Source organism: Paenibacillus sp. FSL E2-0178, from assembly GCF_038593005.1.
GTDB classification, from domain to species: domain Bacteria; phylum Bacillota; class Bacilli; order Paenibacillales; family Paenibacillaceae; genus Paenibacillus_AQ; species Paenibacillus_AQ phytohabitans.
The window spans coordinates 2,065,606-2,087,133 of sequence record NZ_CP151953.1; the positions used below are offsets into that span (position 1 = coordinate 2,065,606).

General features: G+C 51.0%; 19 protein-coding genes and 1 tRNA gene. 1 reads left to right on the top strand and 19 read right to left on the bottom strand.

What is annotated here, in order from left to right; all coding sequences use genetic code 11:
• Positions 1–644: 644 nt before the first annotated feature.
• The 11 genes from MHI42_RS09355 to MHI42_RS09405 form a co-directional block, all read right to left on the bottom strand.
• Positions 645–1,709 carry a glycosyltransferase family 4 protein gene (locus MHI42_RS09355; protein WP_342423598.1) on the bottom strand — a complete coding sequence of 355 codons (1,065 nt, stop codon included), beginning with the start codon at positions 1,707–1,709 and terminating at the stop codon, positions 645–647.
• Positions 1,706–3,598: a WD40 repeat domain-containing protein gene (locus MHI42_RS09360; protein ID WP_342423599.1), complete on the bottom strand. Its 1,893-nt coding sequence runs from the start codon at positions 3,596–3,598 to the stop codon at positions 1,706–1,708. The genes MHI42_RS09355 and MHI42_RS09360 overlap by 4 nt, the downstream gene beginning before the upstream one ends.
• A gap of 2 nt (positions 3,599–3,600) precedes the next feature.
• A complete protein-coding gene (locus tag MHI42_RS09365; RefSeq protein ID WP_342423600.1) occupies positions 3,601–4,656 on the bottom strand; it encodes a zinc-binding alcohol dehydrogenase in 1,056 nt (351 codons plus the stop codon).
• 110 nt (positions 4,657–4,766) lie between these two features.
• A complete protein-coding gene (locus MHI42_RS09370; RefSeq protein ID WP_042135479.1) occupies positions 4,767–5,645 on the bottom strand; it encodes a carbohydrate ABC transporter permease in 879 nt (292 codons plus the stop codon).
• A gap of 213 nt (positions 5,646–5,858) precedes the next feature.
• Positions 5,859–6,746, bottom strand: coding sequence for an ABC transporter permease subunit (locus MHI42_RS09375; protein ID WP_047013956.1), 888 nt, complete (start codon positions 6,744–6,746; stop codon positions 5,859–5,861).
• 181 nt (positions 6,747–6,927) lie between these two features.
• Entirely contained in the window at positions 6,928–8,592 is a 1,665-nt protein-coding gene (locus MHI42_RS09380; protein WP_342423601.1) for an extracellular solute-binding protein, read from the bottom strand.
• 530 nt (positions 8,593–9,122) lie between these two features.
• Entirely contained in the window at positions 9,123–10,550 is a 1,428-nt protein-coding gene (locus MHI42_RS09385; protein WP_171718607.1) for an extracellular solute-binding protein, read from the bottom strand.
• A 53-nt stretch (positions 10,551–10,603) separates the two neighbouring features.
• Positions 10,604–11,728, bottom strand: a complete 1,125-nt coding sequence (locus MHI42_RS09390; RefSeq protein WP_342423602.1) for a glycosyltransferase family 2 protein — start codon at positions 11,726–11,728, stop codon at positions 10,604–10,606.
• 15 nt (positions 11,729–11,743) lie between these two features.
• A complete protein-coding gene (locus MHI42_RS09395) occupies positions 11,744–13,630 on the bottom strand; it encodes a YncE family protein (RefSeq protein WP_342423603.1) in 1,887 nt (628 codons plus the stop codon).
• A gap of 185 nt (positions 13,631–13,815) precedes the next feature.
• Positions 13,816–14,181: a DUF4180 domain-containing protein gene (locus tag MHI42_RS09400; RefSeq protein WP_342423604.1), complete on the bottom strand. Its 366-nt coding sequence runs from the start codon at positions 14,179–14,181 to the stop codon at positions 13,816–13,818.
• Positions 14,182–14,221: 40 nt separating this feature from the next.
• A complete protein-coding gene (locus MHI42_RS09405; protein WP_342423605.1) occupies positions 14,222–15,775 on the bottom strand; it encodes a S41 family peptidase in 1,554 nt (517 codons plus the stop codon).
• 136 nt (positions 15,776–15,911) lie between these two features.
• Between MHI42_RS09405 and MHI42_RS09410 the strand changes: the two genes are divergently transcribed.
• On the top strand, positions 15,912–16,277 hold the full coding sequence (locus MHI42_RS09410; RefSeq protein ID WP_342423606.1) for a VOC family protein: 366 nt from the start codon (positions 15,912–15,914) through the stop codon (positions 16,275–16,277).
• Between the two features lie 458 nt (positions 16,278–16,735).
• Here the strand turns inward: MHI42_RS09410 and MHI42_RS09415 are convergent.
• The 8 genes from MHI42_RS09415 to MHI42_RS09450 all read right to left on the bottom strand — a co-directional run bounded on the left by MHI42_RS09415 (position 16,736) and on the right by MHI42_RS09450 (position 21,431).
• Positions 16,736–16,808, bottom strand: a tRNA-Lys gene (locus MHI42_RS09415).
• Between the two features lie 226 nt (positions 16,809–17,034).
• Positions 17,035–18,342 (bottom strand): amino acid permease, encoded by a 1,308-nt coding sequence (locus MHI42_RS09420; RefSeq protein ID WP_342423607.1) that lies wholly within the window; start codon positions 18,340–18,342, stop codon positions 17,035–17,037.
• 62 nt (positions 18,343–18,404) lie between these two features.
• A complete protein-coding gene (locus tag MHI42_RS09425; RefSeq protein WP_342423608.1) occupies positions 18,405–18,878 on the bottom strand; it encodes a GNAT family N-acetyltransferase in 474 nt (157 codons plus the stop codon).
• A 132-nt stretch (positions 18,879–19,010) separates the two neighbouring features.
• Complete coding sequence (locus MHI42_RS09430; protein ID WP_342423609.1) at positions 19,011–19,187, bottom strand: hypothetical protein; 177 nt, start codon at positions 19,185–19,187, stop codon at positions 19,011–19,013.
• Between the two features lie 90 nt (positions 19,188–19,277).
• Positions 19,278–19,607, bottom strand: a complete 330-nt coding sequence (locus MHI42_RS09435; RefSeq protein WP_342423610.1) for an S-layer homology domain-containing protein — start codon at positions 19,605–19,607, stop codon at positions 19,278–19,280.
• 26 nt (positions 19,608–19,633) lie between these two features.
• Positions 19,634–19,834 (bottom strand): hypothetical protein, encoded by a 201-nt coding sequence (locus MHI42_RS09440; RefSeq protein WP_342423611.1) that lies wholly within the window; start codon positions 19,832–19,834, stop codon positions 19,634–19,636.
• Between the two features lie 9 nt (positions 19,835–19,843).
• Positions 19,844–20,713: a serine hydrolase gene (locus MHI42_RS09445; RefSeq protein ID WP_342423612.1), complete on the bottom strand. Its 870-nt coding sequence runs from the start codon at positions 20,711–20,713 to the stop codon at positions 19,844–19,846.
• A gap of 298 nt (positions 20,714–21,011) precedes the next feature.
• Positions 21,012–21,431 carry a DUF1801 domain-containing protein gene (locus MHI42_RS09450; RefSeq protein WP_342423613.1) on the bottom strand — a complete coding sequence of 140 codons (420 nt, stop codon included), beginning with the start codon at positions 21,429–21,431 and terminating at the stop codon, positions 21,012–21,014.
• Positions 21,432–21,528 lie beyond the last annotated feature (97 nt).

Here is a 21,528-nt window from a genome sequence, read left to right on the forward strand (position 1 = left end):
CTCTGCACCTCCGCCCGCGTAGACTTGGGTTAACTAGTACTTGCAGCAACTGATGTGTTCTGTTCCAAATGGATGTTCAGGGATAGTTGTATATAGTTGTATAATGTACAATTAAAAACACCGAAAAGAGAGGCTGGCCTCTTATAACTGCATTCTGTACAACTAAATTTGTTCGAATGAGCCAAAACCAAGGTAGCGAGGCAGATTAGTTGTACGAAATACAACTAAACACATTATTGGTTGAAAATCAGGCGATTTAGTTGTACAAAGTGCAATTAAGCCTACCGCCTACCGCTTACCGCTTACCGTCTACAGCCTACCGTTTACCGTTTACCGTTTACCGCAAACGCCTCGGCATTTACCGTAATCGGGTCATGGGTTGCCGTAACTCCAAAGAATATTTGGCCCTCCGGCCGCTGCCCGTCCCCAGATTTCTTGATCTAATCCGCTGTTCGCAGTGGAAATTCTCAGACAGCTTATGCTTCCGATGCAAGCTTTCCTATGGATAGCTTTCAGGCGGATGCTACCTTCATACAGTTCCAGTTCCAAATTTCCCCTCTGCCGCTTTTCCCAGTCCGTATATTTTTAAGTTCAATCTATATAGCAGTTAATGAACGCCCTTTTGTGCCTGCGGACAACGTAGATTAACTGTGGTATGCACGTTCTCTTACGAAACGCTCCAGCAATGCCATGTATGCTTTTCCAACCTCTTCAATGCTGTACACCGTTCTTGCCTTCTGCTCGCCCAAGATCATCAAGCGTTCCCGCAGGGCGTTCTGTTCGAGCAGCAGGGCCACACGCCGGACACATTCCTCTTCATTTCCGGATGCATACAGCGATACACTCAGCTCATCGTCCAGCAGCTCAGGCAACGCTCCGACCTCCGGCACGACAACCGGACACCGGCAGGCCATCGCCTCCAGGACGGTCATCCCGAAGGATTCATTGCTGGTAGTACTGACATACACCCCGCCACTCCCGGCAACCGCTGAATAATAATGGTGCATCTCTTCATAATCCACTTTGGGCAGCCACTCAAAATTCCGGATTCCCAGCTCCTGCACTCTCGCCCGGAGTTTGCCGGTAATTTCTTCGGGAGCGGTGTAACCGCCGACAAGCAGGAACTGCAGGTCCGGGAATTGCGCATTCAGCCTACCTGCTATGTTCATGAAGGACTCCCAGTTTTTATGCCGGTCCAGCTTGCCTACCCACAGAATGGTAGGCGGCCGCTCGCCGGAGAGGGGTTCGTATTTGAATAGTTCCGTATCCAGGCAGTTATTGATATGACAAGCATCTGTAATCCCGATTCCCTCCAGCATTTCCTTCATATAGGCAGAGGGTGTGATGACATAGTGAAAGGGCAGGGTATCCCTGGATTCAGCCAGCTTCCGCAAGGGCTCTTCATAGGTGGTGTGCACCTCGTGAATGATCAGCTTCCGTTCTTCCGCCGGGCCCAGCGCTTCATAGAGCTCATAGGTATCAATGGTGATGATTACGTCAAAGTCATGCACCTTAATGTAGCTTCTGATTTCATCAGGTGTTCCGAGGATACGGACATGCGCATAGCCTTCAAAAGCGCCGGCCCCGCCGTAGTCCTCAAGAAAAGCAAAATGCACCTCCGCACGGCCCCGCAGAAACTTAAGCCTGTTCGCCAGCTGCGTGGTGACTCCGCCCAGCAGGCAAAATTTGTAGAAATATAGGATTTTCATGATTTCTCCTGACTTGCCGCCAAGGCCTGCATCCGGTACAGCGCGGTTGCTCTGGCAAAAAACAGTCCGCCTTCGACGTCCACCGCAAGCAGCCGGGCATCGTCGTCCAGCACCTCAAGCCTGCCCTGGCGCACATCATATTGGAACAGTGTGTTCATTGCGGTCCCGTACAATATGCCTTCCCTGTACAGCAGCTCGTTGCCTCCCCGCCAGAAGTGGGTCATTCCTTCCCAATCCGCCGGACATACCGGAATCGTCCTTTCAGTCTCCAGCGTTAGCGGATTAAACAGGAAAAGCAACCCTGCAGTGAGTCCCCATACCTTGCCCTCATCATCCAGCGCCAGCGCCGGGATGGCCTTTTCACCCGGTACCGGAACGCCCTCCCACACCTTGCGGCGGCTGTTCACATCCCAGATCATCAGGGACGCTTCCATCCGCTCCGGGGCGATTCCGAGTCCTCCCCAGACAGAGCCTCCGGCGAACAAAAGGTCTTCACTTGCAGTCAGTGACACGATGCTCTGCTGCGGCAGCAGCCCCCTGAATACTTCACGCGCCCCGGTTTCTGGATGCAACAGGGTAAGTGCACCTCCATGCCGGCCGTAGGACGGAACGGTTCCGATAGCCAGTTCTTCTCCCGCCCGGGTCCAGGCAAAAGCACGGTCCTGTTCTTCGCCTTGCAGGGAGAAAGCCAGCCTGGGATTAAGGCCGGGATTCCATTCCCGTGACGGGTCATAGGCGAAGATATTCGCTTTGGGGTACACTCCCAGATACATAATGCCGCCGGCCTCCATCATGCCCTCAATCTGCCCGATCCCCCGGCGGGAAACGATTTCCGAGGTGGCCGGATCGTAACTGGCCAGTCCGCCGGCGAAATAACCGCCGGTATACAGCTTCCCTTCCGGCCCCCAGGCCAGGGACTGCAGGTGAACCGGCTGCCCCTGGAGTATGAAATCCATGACCGTGTGCCGGTCGTTCTCCGGATCATAGATCCAGCAGGTCCCGTCCCTGTGCACACCTGCCAGGCAGCTGCCCTGCGGATTCAGCGGATGGCCCTCCAGCCAGCCGTAGTCTCCTGCCGGTTCCGGCATGGCAAATGAAGTAGGGGTAAGCACGCCCGTTGCCAATGCATAACGCTGCAGAACATCATCCTTGATGAAATAGATGTTCCCGTGACGGTCAGGCGGCGACACACTGAGTCCACTTACATGATCGATAGAATTCTCCCACCGGCGCAGCTTCAGATCATAGATATATAATCTAGAACTCGGTGTTATCCGAATTATCAGCTTCCCGTGGACAATATTCAGATCATACACCAGCTGCTCTGTGCGGCTCTCTTCCGGCAGACTGATCTCAGTCCGTTCACCTGTCTCTGTGTCCAGTTCCACAATATGCGGACACCGGGTTCCGGCCCCCACGTACAGCTTGCCCTCCAAGGCTTGCATGCACCGGGCGTATTGCTCGCCGTCAACCATGACACCGTAATCTCTGAACTGTCCCGTGGACGGGTTATATTGAAAGACTTTGCCGCCGGGATAGCAGCCTCCATAGATGTTGCCCGCGTTGTCGGCGGCAAGCCGCCAGGTGTAGAACTCGCCTGGAATCATCTCCCCCAGGTTCTTGATGCCCTGTTCATGCGTAAATCTGTAGAGAATCCCGCTGCCGCCGATGTAGATTCCGCTGGCCGCCGCAACCACTCCCCAGCAATGATCCGAGCCTTCCAGCGCGAATTTCTGCACCGGCTGGGTACCAGCAGGATCAAGTACAAACAGCATGCAGGGACTGCCGGAGGATACGGCATAGATCCGGTCCTGCCCCTGCCGCTTGCCATAGGCCGATGCCCATACCGCAAGCCCGTTCAGCGGCTCGCCGATCCGCAGCGCCTCCATGATTATTGCCCCTCCCGGGCTTGGGCTGCAGCAGGCTCGGCCTCCTGAACACCGGTTACAGGATAAGCAAGCACCGCCCCCAGCAGCTCTGCCGGAGATTGTGCATACTGTAAGAACGCATCGGCTGAACGCTCCAGGGGGAACACCTTGCTGATCAGCGGCCCTACCTGAATATCGCCTTCAGCGATCAGCCGGATGTATTCCGCCATGTTGCGTCCTTCGGTCCAGCGGACGTAGCCGTAAGGATAATCAATCCCTTGCTTTTCATAGACAGGATCGTAACGGCCCGGACCGCCTGCTCTGGAGATCAGTACCTGCGCTTCCTTCCCGAACATCAGCTCCCGCGAGAAGTCCGCCTTCACATCTCCGACCAGCAGCACCTTCCCCTGGTTCCTCACCCATTCCAGCGCCTGATCGACAAGCCCGCCGGATTTGCCCCCGGCACAGATCATTACGGCATCCGCTCCCATTCCCGCCGTCAATTGTTCCAGATGCGAGCTGACCTGCTCCGGACTCACTGCAATGTGGCGGATGCCAAGGCTCTCGGCGATACTGCAGCGCGCTTCAAGCAGATCATAGACGATGACCCGGCAGCCGGCAGCCCTGGCAATTTGCGCAATCAGCTGGCCGAGAATTCCTGCTCCAATCAGCACCAGCGTCTCGCCGAACTGCAGGTCAGCCTGCCTTACGGCATGCACTGCGATGGCTCCAAGACCCACCGTTGACGCTTCCACCGGATTGACATGCTCCGGAACCGGCACCATGAGATGCTGTGGCATCAGCAGCCATTCCGCGTGTTTCGCATAAGGTCCCCCGTAACAGGCCACCCGCTGACCAATTGGCCAATGCTCCATTCCCTGTCCCCGGGACCGGATGATCCCTACTGCACTATATCCGAGAACTATGGGTTTCGGGCGGTGAGCACCATTCATCATCATTTCTGTTCCGGGACTGATGGCCGAATATTCTGTCTCAACGAGCACGAATCCGTCCTCCAGCACCGGAGCGGGAATCTCAGCCACGTTAATTTCACCATTCTGGGATAGTACCGCCTTCATATAGCCTCTCTCCTCCCGACTGCTTCGCGCAGATTACGGTGCGAATGTTGTTTTCTCTATTTATGCTCTGTTTTTGCCCTGTTTCTGCTCTGTTTCTCTCTCTTGTCCGCTTACTCTTTCAGCGCTCCGATCATAACGCCCTTGACGAAATACTTCTGCAAAAACGGATAGATCATCAAAATAGGCACCGTTGCGATAATAATCGTCGCGAACTTGATAGATTCACTGATGCGGAACACCTCATCCTGCGTAACACCGGCCAGCATATTCTGCGCGGAGGACTGAATCAGAATTTCCCGCAAAATCAGCTGCAGCGGAAACAGATCACGGTCCTGCAGATAAATCATCGCCGAGAACCAGCTGTTCCAGTGTCCCACCGCATAGAACAGCGTCATTACCGCCAGTACAGGCATCGATAACGGCAGTACAATCCGCAGCAGAATGCGGAAGTCATGGGCACCGTCGATTTTGGCCGATTCCACGAGGCTCTCAGGTATGGACTGGAAGAAGGTCCGCATTACGATCAGGTTAAAAGCACTAACCGCGCCCGGCAGCAGCAACGCCCATCTTGTATCGTACAGTCCCAGCTCACGCACATTCAGATAGGCCGGGATCAGCCCCCCGCTGAAGAACATCGTGAACACGATGAACGCCATAATCAGGCTGCGCCCCTCCAGATTCTTTCTGGACAGCGGATAAGCGCCAAGTGTAGTTAGAACCAGGTTGATAAAAGTGCCCGCGATGACATAAATGAACGTATTCCCGTAAGCGGTCCAGATCCGCTGGTCTTCAAAAACCAGCTTGTACGCATCCACATTAAAGCCCTTCGGCCAGAAGCTGATCTCGCCCGCGGCGATGGCATGCGCATCACTGAACGAGGATACCAGTACATACCACATGGGATACAGGAACAGGAAGGAACAGAAGATTAGGAACAGAACATTGCAGCTGTCAAATATCAGTTCCGGAATGCTGCGTTTGATTACCACTGTCTTCCCTCCTAAGAGTTTAATGGAGCTATACTTCCTGTGTGAACAGCGCAATTAAACTAGCTTCGGAAGCATACACTTGAGTTTTGTTAGGATGACTTCACTGATCAGCTTCGTACAAAACTAGCTTCGGAAGCATACGCCAGAGTTTAATGGAGCTATACTTCCTGTGTGAACAGCGCAATTAAACTTGCTTCGGAAGCATAGCCCTTCTCACCATAAGCTGCTCTCGGTGGTCTTCCGGCTGATCCGGTTCGCCAGCACCAGCAGCGTAAAGTTGATCACGGAGTTGAACAGTCCCACCGCCGCTGAGAAGCTGTAATCGGCTTCCATGACACCGCGTCTGTAGACAAAGGTGGAGATGACGTCTGCCGTGACGTAGGTTCCCGGATTATACAGCAATATAATTTTGTCCCAGCCCACATTCAGCAGAGTCCCGACATTCAGAATCAACAGGATCAGCACTGTGGGCAGAATTCCCGGCAGTGTAATGTGGGTAAGCTGCTTCCAGCGCCCGGCCCCATCGACCACGGCAGCCTCATAGAGGCTCGGGTTAATGCCGGACAAGGCTGCCAGATAGATGATAGAGTTCCAGCCCAGGCTCTGCCACATGCCTGAACCGACATAAATGGTGCGGAACCACTCCGGCAGGATTAGAAACTGAATCGGCTCAGAGATGATTCCGATGCCGAGTAGCAGGCTGTTAATAATGCCTCCAGGCTTCGTGAAGTCAATAATCATTCCACAGATGACAATTAGTGAAACAAAATGCGGAAGATATGACACCGTCTGCAGGAAAGACTTCAGCTTTTTGATCCGCAGCTCATTAAGCAAAAGCGCAAAGACCAGCGAAGCCGGAAAAATGAACAGCAGCGAATAAAAGCTCATTAGGAAGGTGTTCTTGAGCAAACGGAAGAAATAATAGCTCTCAAAAAACTTTTCGAAATTTTTGAAGCCCACCCAGGGGCTGCCGGCTACACCTGCGAAAGGATTGAAATCTTTGAAGGCGATTATCGCCCCGTACATCGGTTTGTATTCAAAAATGAGGAAATACAGCACAGTAGGCAGCAGCATGAGATAGAGATAACGGTTAGCCATCATACGCTTCAGCGAAAAGGAACTCCGTTTCGTCTGCTGTTTCCTGCTTTTAGCCTTGATTGCATTTACGGGTACTGCCATAGGGGGCTCCTTTCCCGGACAGAGGCGAGGGTACCGGTTATCTTAGTGCCAGGAGGCTGCCGGAATATCCGCAGCCCGCCCGGCTAAGACAGCCCTGCTCCGCTTATTTTCCTTTAAAACGCTCATATGCAGCCTGGTACTGCTTCAACACCTCACCAATCCCCATTTGCTCCAGCTGCTTCATGACTTTGTCATAATCCTCAAAGCTCTGGCGTCCCATAATCTGGGCATTGATCGTTTCAGCCACATAGGTCTGAATGTCAGCCATAAGCGGAACCACAATTTCATTTTCTTCAGCCGTGAATTGTACTGGCGGCAGCTTCGCGTCAAAGTCAATATAATCCTTGTAAATCTCCAGCGGATTCTCCGTTTGTCCGTTCGCTTCACGGATCTGTTCGGCATAACGGGTGTCAGCCACTGTAGCCCAGCTTCCGCCGCCGATGGTATGATTCAGCAGCTCCTGCGTATTCGTCAGCCCGTTGGTAGGATGAGTAACCTCTTCCTTATATACCGGCTCGCCGTTCACCAGATCATAAGACTTGCCTTCCACCCCGAAATTGTTCAGCAGAATGCCTTCTTCAGAATACTGGTAGTCCAGCCACTTCATCACTTCTTCGGGATGTGCAGACTTTGAGGATACGGCAAGTCCATGGGCTGCAGCCTGCCAGCGGAAGGAGACATGGCGCTGATCACCGTTAGGCCCCTTTGGAGGAATGGCTGCTGCAATTTTGAAGGTGTCATGCTTGCCTTCCATCAGCGTTGTGAAGTTCCCCATGTAGGACCCCGACCAGCCGAACCAGGCACCGGCCACATCCGTGGTCACCTTCTCGGTCAGCGTCTGGAACGTTGTGTCCACCAGATAGTTCGGGTCCAGCAGCTGTTCTTCATATAGACGGTTCAGATAGGCAACAACATCCTTGAACCGCGGATCATTAGGCCCGAATTTCACTTCACCGTTATCCACGAAGAACCCGTATTCGACACCAAAGGCCGGTGCGAACAGCATCATAATGTTCTCCAGATTGACGGTGACGAGTGGAATTTCATCTTTTTTGCCATTACCATTGGGATCCTGCTCCCTAAAGGCTTTAAGCATGTTATACCAGTCTTCTGTAGTTTGCGGCATCTGGAGTCCCAGCTTCTCCACCCAGTCACTGCGGACCTGAGGGAACATTTGGGTCAAATCCTGGGAATCGAGTACGAGGTTCGGCAGATAATAGATATGCCCTTCAGGCGAAGTGATTTGTCCCCGGATATCCGGGTGGTCATCGAGGAGCTTTTTGAAGTTTGGTGCATATTGGTCAATCAGATCCTCCAGTGGAAGGAGCGCTCCCTGAGTGCCGTATTTGCCGGAGTCCGTCCCCCACAGATCGTTATATATAATATCCGGAAGCTTGCCGGAGGACATCAGCAGACTGAATGCTTCTGCGCTGGCTTCTGTACTGTGCTGAAAGTTGATATGAATGTTGGTGTTCTCTTCCATTTGCTGAAAGGAGTACTTCTCATTAAAATCGGTTCCGCGGAAATTGCCCCCGCTCGGGGACCAAAGGGACAGCTCCAGCTTGTCCGCCACAATCGGTACCTGAAGGCCGCCAACGGACCGGCTTCCTTCAACAGGAGCAGCCGTTTCACTCTGAGTACCCGAAGAGGCCGATGGTTCAGCGGCGTTGCCTCCATTATTGTTTGACCCTCCACAGGCGGACACCAGTGTAACGAGCAGTGTCAGGACCGGCAACAGCAGAGCTAGCTTCCTTTTAGCAACATTCATAATTCAGCCCCCTATTAATAAGTAAAAGTAAGATAGTTCCTATGAGATATTTACTAACACACGATAAGGGAATCAACAGTACATCAACATTTCGTTTTTACGGAATAGCTATCAGCGCCTTTCCACTTGTTTTTCTCCTTCAGCCTGTGAATTTCTCAATAATTGTGACGTTTTTCTCAATCTTGACTTCTTTTTGATTTACATCCAAGCTATTCAGATCTATACTTTCGCATTACTGATATACATCTGATGTATATATTATATTTTCACCTTCCATTGAAGTCAATTAAATTTTGACTATTTATCAGCATTTATGTAATTATACATCACATTAATATTTCATCAATCGAATTTTCCATCTTAATATTGTGAAAAAGCTAACATGAATTGATATGAAATATTTCATTGTTTTCATTTCATGTTTTCTTTTTACACCAGTTCTAGTAGTAAACACAGCAAAAAAGCGTAATAATAGCAGAATCCCGCTATCATCACGCTTAATCTCCGACCCAGAACCGCTGCAGCCGCACTCAGGTGGACGTATCCGCTGACCTATCCGCTTTCGCCCTGTTTTCTTCTGCAATCAGCCGGCCCATTTCCTCATACATAGAGGTTTCATCAATCATTCTGGACCAATACGCATTCAAAAGCTTGCGGAAGCTTTGCAGTACAGCAATAGGAAGCCCCAGATCTCTGAGGTATGAAAATGTTGGAAACAACTCTCTGTACATCAGATATCTCGAAGGACGGTTCAAATGATCATCCACGGTCATTTCAGCAATCCGTTTGCGTGCCGGAATACTGACCGAACGTTCGCGGATCATCCGCTGCGCCTCTGCCGAAGCCAGGAAGCTGACGAATTGCCGTGCAGCCTCTTTCTGCCTGGAGTTCCCCACAACAGCCGCACCGATGGTGACGAGCAGTGTTTTTTGCGGGTCCCTAGCTTTGAGCGTTGGAAGCGGGGCCAAGTCATAATCCAGGGGAAGATCCTTGAACTCGTTCAGATTGTAGTAGGTCGCCAGGATCATCGATACCTGCTCCTGCACAAACAGCGATATCGTCTCATCCTCGTGATTGCCGGCCAGATATTTGGGGAAGATCTGATGATTGTTCACCAGCCTGCTGTATATATCCAGACTATTGGCGGTCTCGGGACTCAGTGTGGGATGGTGTCCTCCGTCCTCCGTGATCCGGATTCCGCTCTGCAGCAGAAACACCGAATAGCGGTTCTCGGAGGCGGGTACAAAATACACGGCATGCCGCCCCCGTTTCTCCGACAGCTGCCGTGCCGACTCCATCAGATCATCCCAGGTCCAGTAACTGTCCGGTTCAGGCAGGTCCGCCTCACGGAAATGGGCTTTGTTATAGCAGAGCACCACCGGAGAGAAGGAAATCGGATACGCAAACAGCTGTCCCTCATGCAAAAAGGCTTCGCTGGTAATCGGATACAGCCCCGGATCGGGCTCCAGCGCCTCCAGCAGCTCTGCGGACCCGTTCTCGGCCATCTCCTGAAACTGGGTGCTGTTGAGGGACAACACATCGAGCATTCCGTTATTCATCAGCTCCAAGGCCGAATTCACATGATCGAAGTCATTCAAGGCGAGCGGCAGAACATGAATACCGGGATGCAGTCGGTGGAATTCTGCTATGAGATCGTCCAGCTTGAAGTCCTTGGTCAGGGAAGAGCTGCAGCCGAAATGGATGCGGATCCGCTCCCTGACCGACTCCATTACCACGCTGCCTACACGGTCAATCTTCAGAATCAGACCTTCTTGTACAAGGACATCCAGTCCTCTGCGGACGGATTTGTTACTGAGCTCAAACTGTTTGGCCAGCAGGCTCTCGGCAGGAAGATACGCTCCCGGCTGCAGAATACCGCTAAGAATATCTGTGCGGAGCTTGCTTACCATATAATCCAATCTTTCCCGGAAGGACTGACGACCTGATTTATTATTCATGTATTATTCTCCCTGCACCACTTAAATTTACATCATCACCTTTTTATTGTGCTTCAACATGGAAAGGTTGTCAAACGCAAATCGGGCTGCTCCTTAACCTTTAGAATCTCATTCTCCAACAGAATAAGATTGTTGAGAATCCTCTGATCATCCGGGAGGTATCCGGAGGCTATCTTGTTATGATGATAGGATAGCTCATACTCATTAAGATGGTAGTAGCACAACCCCAGCTGCATGTGGGGCAGCCAGGTTCTGGCCACATCATTTGAGATAGCCCAAGGATTAACAGGCGGCGGCAATTCGATAGCCAGCTTATACCAGTACACCGCCTGTTGAAATTGCTCCTTTTCCAGAAAGAAATAAGCCAGCCGGCAGCAGAATTCCGGACGGGGAATATCATAGGTGAACGATTTGAATATCCACTCCTGCTCCTTATCCCGGTTGCCCATGTGGTAATAACAATCTGCCAATTTCGAACAGACATGAATTATATCTTCTATTGTACGTTGATTAGAGTCTATGAATTGCTGGTAATAGAGAACTGCCTGTTCATAGAAGCGATGCTGATGCAGCTCCATGGCATAATGCAACGTATCCCGTGCTGTAAATTCCACCCCGGAGGACAATAGCAGTTCATAAATTCTCAGGTTCCGCTTAGTATCTGAACGGCTATGATTCTTCCGATGAGTGATTACAATATCACTGTCCAGACAGCCGCCTTCTTCTATCGACAAATCCTCATGCACCGCCCCGGTCCACTCGTAATTCCGGGAGCGTCTGACCAGCCTTACGCGCCGGACCTTTAATGTGGCGTTCCCGTATTCATCAAAGTCGCAATGATAGGGCATAGACACCCGATCAATGTCAGGAGACAGAGAATGTTTGAGCTCCAACAGCTTCTGCAGCTCCGCAGGCAGCAACACATCATCTGCATCAAGCCACAAGATATAATCCATTGCCGCTTGCGCAAATGAATAGTTCCGGGCATCGGCGAAATGATGCTTCCAGTTATAATCCCGGACATGAGGCGTCCATCGCCCGGCTATTTCTTTGGTGCTGTCCGTTGATCCGGTATCTACAATGATGATTTCATCCACCGCCTCCTGTACAGACTGTATACATCGTTCCAGTGTAGCTTGCTCGTTCCTCACTATCATGCACAGACTAATCGTAATCATCGCGCTCACCTCTTGTTAAGGATTGATCCCTACTCCTAAAGGGGTGGTACCTACTGTTATGCTGGAAGTGACAGTATTTCTGTTCCCGTCGATAACGGAGATCGTATTGCTCCCGGCATTCGCCACATATGCACCATTGGTCAGAGGATTTACCGCTACACCGAGCGGACTGATCCCCACTGTAATGGTGGCGGCAACGGTATTGGTACTTCCGTTAATGACGGACACATTGTTACTGCCCTGATTGGCGGAGTAAATCAGATTAGTGTTAGGATTCAATCCGATGCCGCTTGGTACTATACCTGCCGGAACCGTAGCGATAATGGTATTTGACAAACCGCTGATCACCGAAACATTGCTGCTGTTTGAATTTGTCACATAAATCCGGTTGGTACGGGTATTCACCGTTACTCCTACAGGAACAGCCCCAACAGCAACCGTAGCAATAACGGCATTGGATATTCCGCTGATGACAGAGACATTATTGCTGCCTGTATTTGCTACATAGATCCGGTTGGTGATCGGGTTCACCCATGCACCGAATGGCCCGGCTCCTACGGCCACACTGGCAATCACTTCATTGCTGCCCCCGTCAATCACTGAGACATTATCACTCCCTGAATTCGTAACATAAATCCGGTTGGTATTGGAATTTACCCTCACCCCGTTTGGTGTAGTCCCCACAGTAACAGTAGCTATAACCGTATTGGTGCTTCCATCTATCACCGAGACATTCCCGCTATCCTCATTGGCTACATAAATCCGGTTGGTTACAGAGTTCACCTCTACACCAAACGGCCCTGCACCTACTGCAATCGTAGCTACAACAGTATTCGTATTCCCGTCTATCACAGAAATATTGTCGCCGCCGTTGTTGGTCACGTACATCAGATTAACCGAGGCGGGCTCCGCCGATCCTGTAGCTCCGGTTGAACCGGCACTCCCCGTTGCTCCTGTCGCACCCGCCACTCCAGTCGCCCCAGTCACTCCCGTAGCTCCAGTCGCACCCGTTGCACCAGCCACTCCCGTGGCTCCCGTGGCTCCCGTCACTCCTGTCACTCCTGTATCTCCAGTCGCCCCAGTCACTCCCGTAGCTCCAGTCACTCCTGTCTCTCCTGTAACTCCCGTAACTCCAGTCGCTCCCGCTACTCCCGTGGCTCCAGTCACTCCCATAGCTCCAGTCGCACCCGTTGCACCAGCCACTCCCGTTGCACCCGTGGCTCCAGTCGCCCCAGTCACTCCAGTCACTCCTGTCACTCCCGTAGCTCCAGTCACTCCCGTACCTCCAGTCGCTCCCGCTACTCCCGTGGCTCCTGTCGCACCCGCTACTCCCGTGGCTCCCGTCGCCCCAGTCACTCCAGCTACTCCCGTAGCTCCCGTGGCTCCCGTGGCTCCCGTGGCTCCCGTGGCTCCCGTGGCTCCCGTCACTCCAGCTACTCCCGTCACCCCAGTCACTCCCGCCACTCCAGTCACTCCAGTCACTCCCGTGGCCCCCGTGGCCCCCGTGGCTCCCGTGGCTCCCGTGGCTCCCGTCACCCCCGTCACTGCTCCTAATAATTCAGCGGAAACCAGCCTGTGCGCCGTCACCAAATTACCCGTAGCATCTTTTCCCCATATAGAGATCTGGATCTCATCGTTCACGGAAGCAGATGTGGTGAAAAGAAATTCAAAGGCATCCAAATTCGCGTAATAAGTTCTGGTTATCACTTGATTCGGGACCAGGTTCAGAATCTCACTCACATACAACGTTCTTGTCCCATCCAAAAAATAGCCTTCGACCACAACCGTCGAACTGGAGACACTGCTTCTGTTATCGACTTTGACTGTCACCTGCTGCGTAGGTCTTACTCCGGTTGAGGCTGAGACATTGTTCTCAATCGGTCCCGTAGATAATAAGCTCATCGTCACCACTCCCCTTTCACTCAGATTGATATAAAACTATTTTTCAATATAGTAGTATTCAAATTTAATAGTGACGGTATAGGCGTAATGTCTTTTTAGCGCATATTGTTCTCCTGCCTCACTGGAAAATACAAAAAAACCGATCCAGCCGGATCGGAGTTTGTATTATTCCTTATTATGTGAACCTACACCTTACTTAACTGCTCAACCGCCTGCTGCTCATCCGCCAGGAAAAAAACATCCTTCCCGTTATTGCATTCATAAATGAAGTCACGCAGACTCCGGCTCGTGTATCCACTGAAATCTCCTACTACCGCCACCTTCAGCTGATAATTGATGAACTTCTGCAAAATCTCGCCGGTCAGCCGGGTCTTCAAATCAAAAAAGCTTTCGCTGAGCAGAGCTTTATGAAGGACAATCCGGTCACAATCGACTTCATACCGTACCGTTGCCATTAGATCCAGCGCATCCTGAACATCACTGACTAAGGTCTCGCTGCCGCTCACTACGGCTATCGTTTTTCCGCCGTTTATTACTGGTGTTATATTCATTACCAAATCCTCCTAATATGTACTTAGAACTCACAATCCATTATAGACTCAGCATAACCTTGCGGATCCACTCCTCATTCTTCAAAACCTCAGGTTCATAACTCTCCGGATAGGCCGTTGGATAGCGGGATTCGTCCATCAGCACATCCGGCGCAGTCCCGTAGATTTCATTAATCCGGCCTTCGGCGTTGCTGTTCAGGTCCGTTTCGAGTTTAAATATAATCCCGCTGTTCGGCAGAGCGTACCTGTAAGGCTCCATATAGACACAGGCTCCACCCGCCGTATTCGTTCCGGCCACCGTTCCCAGGCCCAGTTTGCTGACAGCGGCTGTGAAGTTGTCTGCTGCCGAGAAGCTGTCACCGTCTGCAAGCACATATACCTTTCCGTCAAAGGGAAAAGAATCTTCCGGCTGCCAGTGCTTGGTCACCGTATAAGTGTCCCAGTCCGCAGAGTCTACTCCCGGGAGCTGCTCTTTCTTAACCTCTGTTACGTCATATCTGTCCTTATTGGTCAGAGTAGAGCTGACGAATTGTTTGTACAGGCGAAACCGCAGCCCAAAACGTTCACCGAATGATTTCTTCACGCTTGCGGATTGCTCGTAATCCACGGGCACTTTTAACAAAGGCTTCAGCAGATTATCCGCCCAATAATCATCATCACCGCCGCCGTTCCTCCTTAGATCAATAATCAGCTTACTGTATTTCCATCCCGACTTCTTCATGAAATCCTGAATAACCAGTCGGTCCTGCTCCTTATACATATCTGCAAAGCTAAAAATCCTTATATATCCGGTCTGGTCATCCAGCTCAACGGGGATAACATTGCTGTCAGGCTGTTCATTCCGGTATGGCGCCGCATATCCCTTGTACACCAAGAAATCCCCCTTGGCCATCGTGCCATCCGGGCGGACCGCTTCAATCATCCAAGCACCGTTCCCCGGATCAGCACTAAGTAGCGTCTGCAGGTATACCCGATGAAGCGCAGCATCCCAAACTAGATGAAGCCGTGTCTGCAAAGACTTAACATAATCCTCAACGGCCAGCCCGTTAATTCGCTCAATTATTGAACCTTGTGGAAAAAGAGTCTCTCTCGCCTGATAATCCTGCGCCAGCACATATTTACCCTGCTCATAGTGGATGTCTGCTTTGCTGTGCACATACATCTCCACACCGGACGCCATGTTAAGCCAGTAGTCTCTGGAGCGGTAGGCTTGTTTATCAATGTTATAGAAGAAAGCAAGCATAGGATTGTACGGTTCATCAAAGACCACCTGTGCATGGCCGGCTTGCCCCAGGAATGTCATGTATTCATAGAACAGCCGGAGAAATTCAGCATTGTCGGCAGATTCCCCGGCCCGGGTTATGAATGCCTGACTGATTACGTCCATATTCTCAAGACCTTTATCCTGCTCAAGCGCCTTATCCAGCGGGTAAACCCCCTTCACGAGCTTGGCCAGATATTCAAAATCCTCCCGCTTCTGGGCCGCTGTTAATTCAGGCACATCTTGTTGCGGACCCTCGCGCCATATCGTTCCTATGAAGGCCAGCAGTCCCATAAGTACTAGGAATATCAATAGCAGCACATACTTCCTCATCTTCCGGCCTCCGGCAATATAACAGAATCATTCCAGATAGATTATAACGTTACCGGCAGACTGTGTATGTTAAAAAAGCCGTACACATAGCGTATAATAGACACTACCAAAATTCACAGCAAAGGATCTGAAACGCATGAACCTGAGTATGAACTGGATTACACTCAGAGTGCGCGATCTGGAGGCTTCCCTTGATTTCTATCACAGGATTCTGGGCCTTCCCATTGAGCGCAGATTTGAGAGCAGAGGCAGGCAAATTGTCATGCTGGGTGCAGAAGGACAACCGAAGATCGAGCTTATTCAGGGAAGTGATCAGGCGCTAAAGCCGGAGTGCGGTGTTTCAGTAGGTTTCGAGGCAGGTTCACTGGACGAGGCTATGAAGGAGCTTAGCAACGAGGGAATTCCGGTAGCACGCGGACCCGTCTCGCCGAATCCGCATCTGCGGTTCTTTTACATTCTGGACCCGGACGGCTTCGAAGTACAGATTGCGGAGCATTGCTAGCTCCTGTTCTGACAAGCATGATCAAGTTTAATTTCAAGCGAATCAGCAAACTACGGTGAATTGAGTATAGGCTAATGCTAATAAATGAGTCGTGCTTAGAGATTGCCGCCGTAGTTTAACCAGTATATAGAGTATTAAATGGAAAAACGTATCTTAATTTCGCTCTTTTGACTAATTTCAGGATTTTAGTTGGAGAAACGTCACTTAATTTCTCACATCCACTCTACTTTATGGCATTTACCGCAAATTAAGTGCTGTTTATCCAACTGCTGTCCGCTCAGGGCCCCTCCATTCATCAGCAAGTGGAGAAAATCCAACTATTCCCGGCGCTCATATAGCCTAACCCTCACCAATGCTACTCCCGGATGCCTTAGCTGCCTCTTCAGCGATATTCCAACTTTATTATTCACGCCTTAAACGACAAAAAAAAAACGGCATCTCTGCCGTTTCTTGTGTGATGGACTCTCAGGGGCTCGAACCCTGGACAAATAGATTAAGAGTCTACTGCTCTACCAACTGAGCTAAGAGTCCGTATGTTGTCTATGTATTCTGATCTACAAGACGATAATCTCTAAGCTGTGAACGCCCGCTCAAAAGATACTTTCATAGTATACTTAATATAACTGCCCCTGTCAACAAATAATTATATTTCCTCTTGCTCAGCTGTTAACTGCTGCAGTACAAAGCCCTGAAGCACCTTGTACTGCGCAGTTTATTTCATATCCAGCTTACCCTGAGGCCAATCTGTGAACTTACTCTATACACGGTTTTTCCGGATCATCACATAATAGACCGGGAGTCCGGCCAGCGTAATGCCGATCCCCACCAGCGAACGCAGCGGATCACTGATGATTGTGCTGGCCAGAATATAGATTCCGCCTGCCACGCCAAGTATCGGGGTGAACGGATAGAGCGGCACGCGGTAGCGGCCTTGTTCATGCGGCATTTTCTTGCGCAGGATGAACACGCCGAACACACCCATCGTAAAGAAAATCCACAGGACAAACACCAACAGGTCTGTCAGTGTATTGAAGGTACCGGAGAAGATGTAGATCACCGCCAGCACACTCTGAAAAATAAGCGCATTCGCCGGAGTCTGGAACTTCGGATGAATACTGCTGAGCACCCGGGAAAATGGAATCTGCCGCTTCTCCCCCATCGCCTGCGGCACCCGCGCAGCGGTCATCAGATACCCGTTCAGTGCTCCTAATACGGAGACAATGATGCCTGCTGTAATAAAAGCTCCGCCGCCGCTGCCGAACAGTGCTTCTGCCGCATCTGCACCCGGAGTCTGGGAGGAAATAATCTGATCGTAAGGCAGCGCTTTGAACACAGCGATGTTGAACAATACATATACAGCAATTACAAATATAACGCCGATCGAAATGACTTTTGGCAGTGTTTTGGCCGGATTGTTAATTTCACCCGCCATATTGGTCACGCTGATCCAGCCGTCATACGCCCAGAGTGTGCCCAGAACCGCCGCCCCGAAGCCCGCGCCTGCCGCTGATGCACTGATTCCTCCAAAGCCGGGAGCCAGATCCGAGAATAAGCCTACGCCCACGATGCCCGCTACCGGAATCAGCTTGCCCACAGTTGCCACAGTCTGGATGATTCCGCCGAACCTTGTGGCGATGACATTCATCAGCAGAATGAAAGCCAGAATACCCACGGCCAGCAGCTTCTGCTGCCAGTGATTCAGCGGCAGGAAGTAGCCGGAGTATGTGGCAAAAGCAATCGCCAGCGCGGCAACAGAAGCCGGATAGGAGATCACAGCCTGCACCCAGCCGAGCAGGTAGCCGAATACCCCGCCATACAATTCACTTAAATATGTATACAAACCTCCTGACTTCGGAATCGCGGCAGCAATTTCCGCCACGCTCAGCGCCGAAGCCAGTGTAATAATCCCCCCGACACCCCAGGCCAGGATACTCATCCATGGAGTTCCCGCGTTATTCAGCACAATCCCGGGCTTCAGAAAGATCCCCGATCCGATAATCATCCCTACCACAAGGGCCAGGGCTTGCATGAAGGTGATACTTTTGGTTAACGGCTTCGAATTCATAATGTGATTCATTGTCCTTTCATTCTCAGGTTTTTATTTATCAAACGTCCTCCAGGCTAAATTCAACTCTGCACTCCCCTATTCCGCAGGACAAATTTCTGATGAGGGTAATTGAATTCTTCCACCAGCTCCGCTTCGGTAAAGCCGATTTTTCTATACAATGAACGCGGGGCAATCCCCTTGCTGTCATTCTCCCTAAAGGTTATTACAGAGATATCCGCATCCTCCGGAAATAACGGCAGCATCCGCTGAATCATAGCTTCAGCAATACCTTGTCTCCGGTGTTCAGGATGGACAGCCATACAGGAGAGGCACTTGGCATTATATGAAAATAACAGAAGTCCAACTACCTCATGGGCAAGCTTGGCACACACCGCAGTACGCCTGTTCATATTCTTAATTACCGTCTGCCTGTAGCCTGCCAGTAATTCATCCGTATCTATCCCCGGAAAGTTATCGCGGACGATATCAATCATGTGCATCCAGGAATCGAGATCTGATAATTCCGCTAACTGAACCGTGTATTCATCATTCATGCTTCATCCCTCCAGAATGGCATTGTCGCATGGAATTATAAGAAATACCATTACAAAGTTAACAGGCCATGTGAAAATTACCTGCAGCACAAAAAAAGGAGCGGATGAATCGCCCCTTCTCCCTGTATGTTCTTATTGCGGCAGCAGCATGCGGAACAGAAGAGCCGCCATCTCCTGTTTGTAGAGCGCCCGTTGTGAACCGTAGTCGGACATGCCGTAAGGCTCTGTAACCTCCGGTCCATGCAGCTTCCAGCTAACAATTGAACGGACAGCATCGGCAGCCCACTCCGACGTACCCGGTGCAAGCACGGCTGTAGAACCCAGTACCCTGATCCCTGTTGCTGTAAGCAGGCGGTAGACGATTGCTGCCGCTTCTTCGCGCAGAATCGGACGGTCCGGCTAGAACAACCCGTTCCCGGTTCCATTCAGCATGCCAGCCTCGACAGCAGCTTGAATATCCTGCCCGTACAGTGAATTACCGGTGTCCTTGAATAAGGACGGATTCGATGACTCCGGGATGCTCCATATCGTATTAAACGTATGGATGAACGCTCCACGGGTAACTTTTTGCTCAGGCTCAAACGGCTCCGAAAGCTCCTCTGTCAAGAAGCCCAGTGACCGCAGGCTCAGAATATAGCCGGCATACGGATGATTGGCCGGCACATCCGGAAATCCGGCTGGATTCTCCGGGAGTTCGGACGCATAGCTATATAGATTGGAGTATTTCATATAGAGGATATGACCTTCATTATCCGCTAATCCTGATTGGTATTGTATGATACGAACACTCCAGTACGCCGGTCAGGCAGAATCCACAGAAGAGAGCTGTAACCTAGAATGTCTCCGCCTTTGGAGATCACCTTCTCCCCTTTCGTCTGGGCCGGGATTACAGGCGATTCAAAGCCATAGGTCGTATCCGGCAGATCGGGATGGATAACCATCCGGTAGGAAGACATCGCCTTAACCTATTCCCCGGACAGGATTACCGTACCGTCAGCAGCCTTGCCGCCATTCAGAAAAGCTTCCATGAATAGCGCCATATCAGATGCGGTTGATAACATGCTGCCTTCAGGCCACTCCGCCGGAGAGAAGCCGTATAGCGGTATAGCGCCTCCCTCCCCGTCATAGGAAGGTACGAGCCGGTCTGCCAATTCAGGAGTTACACTGAAGCTGCTTGAATTCATGCCAAGCGGCTTAAACAGATGGTTCTCCACATAGCTCCCGAAGGATTCTCCGCTTACCTGCTGCACGATATATCCCTGTAGTCTGGAAGCGAAATTATCGTACATGTAAGAGGCTCCCGGCTCGCGGACCACAGGAGGAAAGACATCATAGATACTTTCCTTTAAAGAAACCGGCTTACGGGAAGTGTCGTACAGATAGCTGGCGTCGGCAGGTTCGCGTACTTCAAAACCTGTCGTATGCGTCAACAGATGTTCCACCGTCACCGGAGTATCATAAGGATTCGTTAGCGTATAGCCGTCCAGGTATTTTTCAATATTGTCCTGAAGTGAGATCTTCCCTTGATCGACCAGCTGCATAATGGCAGCTGCAGTGAACACCTTGGACACGGAGCCGATCCGGAACGTATCCCTGCTTGCATCTACCCCTGACTTCGCTGATTTGCCGGTTACCCCATACCCCTTAGAGATAAGGGTCTCCCCGTCCTGAACGACTGAGACCGCAGCAGCTCCGGCTTTCGCCTTAACATCCGATCTGGCAAAAAAACCATCCAGAAACGCCTCGACTTCCTTCGCATCATGAGGGCCATTTCGTACATCTGCAGCGGATGCGCGGCTGAGTTCGGCATGCAGTTCGATAGAGGCTGGACTCACTGAAGATTCCGGCAGCTGAGCATAGGCACTTCCTGCATTAACACAACCCAGTATAAGCAGAGCGCTTAGAATGCCGGACTTGATACGGGTATTACCCCTTTTGTTATTCCTTTTGATATACCCTCGTTTCAACTGCAGCCTCTCCCTAATGTCCTTAAATTTGGAGTTCCAAAGGGCGGAGTGAAGTGTCCGTTCCAGCCAACTCCTTCATTGTAGGGGTTCGGGTAAGCACTGTCGTGCGATTCACCTGCTAATTAAGAGGTCTCATGTGACATTGCTGTCACTTCACTTGCAGGCTTTAAGCTCCGTAAGTCTCTCTTAAGAACTCCACAGACTGCTGAATTAACTCCTTCAGGACACCGGTGTGTATATCGTCCAGCTTATTAACGTATACGCAGGCTTTGCCCGCCGTGTGCTTCCCCAGCCTCTGCAGCAGCTCTTCCCGCTGGGCATCACCCGTTGCAAAGTATAGGCTGATCTTCGCTTTTCTCGGCGAGAAGCCTACCAGCGGTGCATCCCCTTCATGCCCTGTTGCATACTTGTAGTGGTACGTTCCGAAACCAATAATGCTCGGGCCCCACATTTTCGCCGGATACCCCGTAGTTTCGCTGAAAATATCTAATAATTTATAAGCATCCTCACGTTTCCCTGGACTCTCTATTTGTTCAATAAACCGGGTGACGCTCTGCTCAGTTTCTTTCGTTTTCTGCTCGTACATAGGTGATTCACTCCTTTAATATATGTTCAACACGAACATTCCCCGCCATCCTGTCTCTCCCTGTTAATTTCCACCCACTATATCACATTCTTGTTAT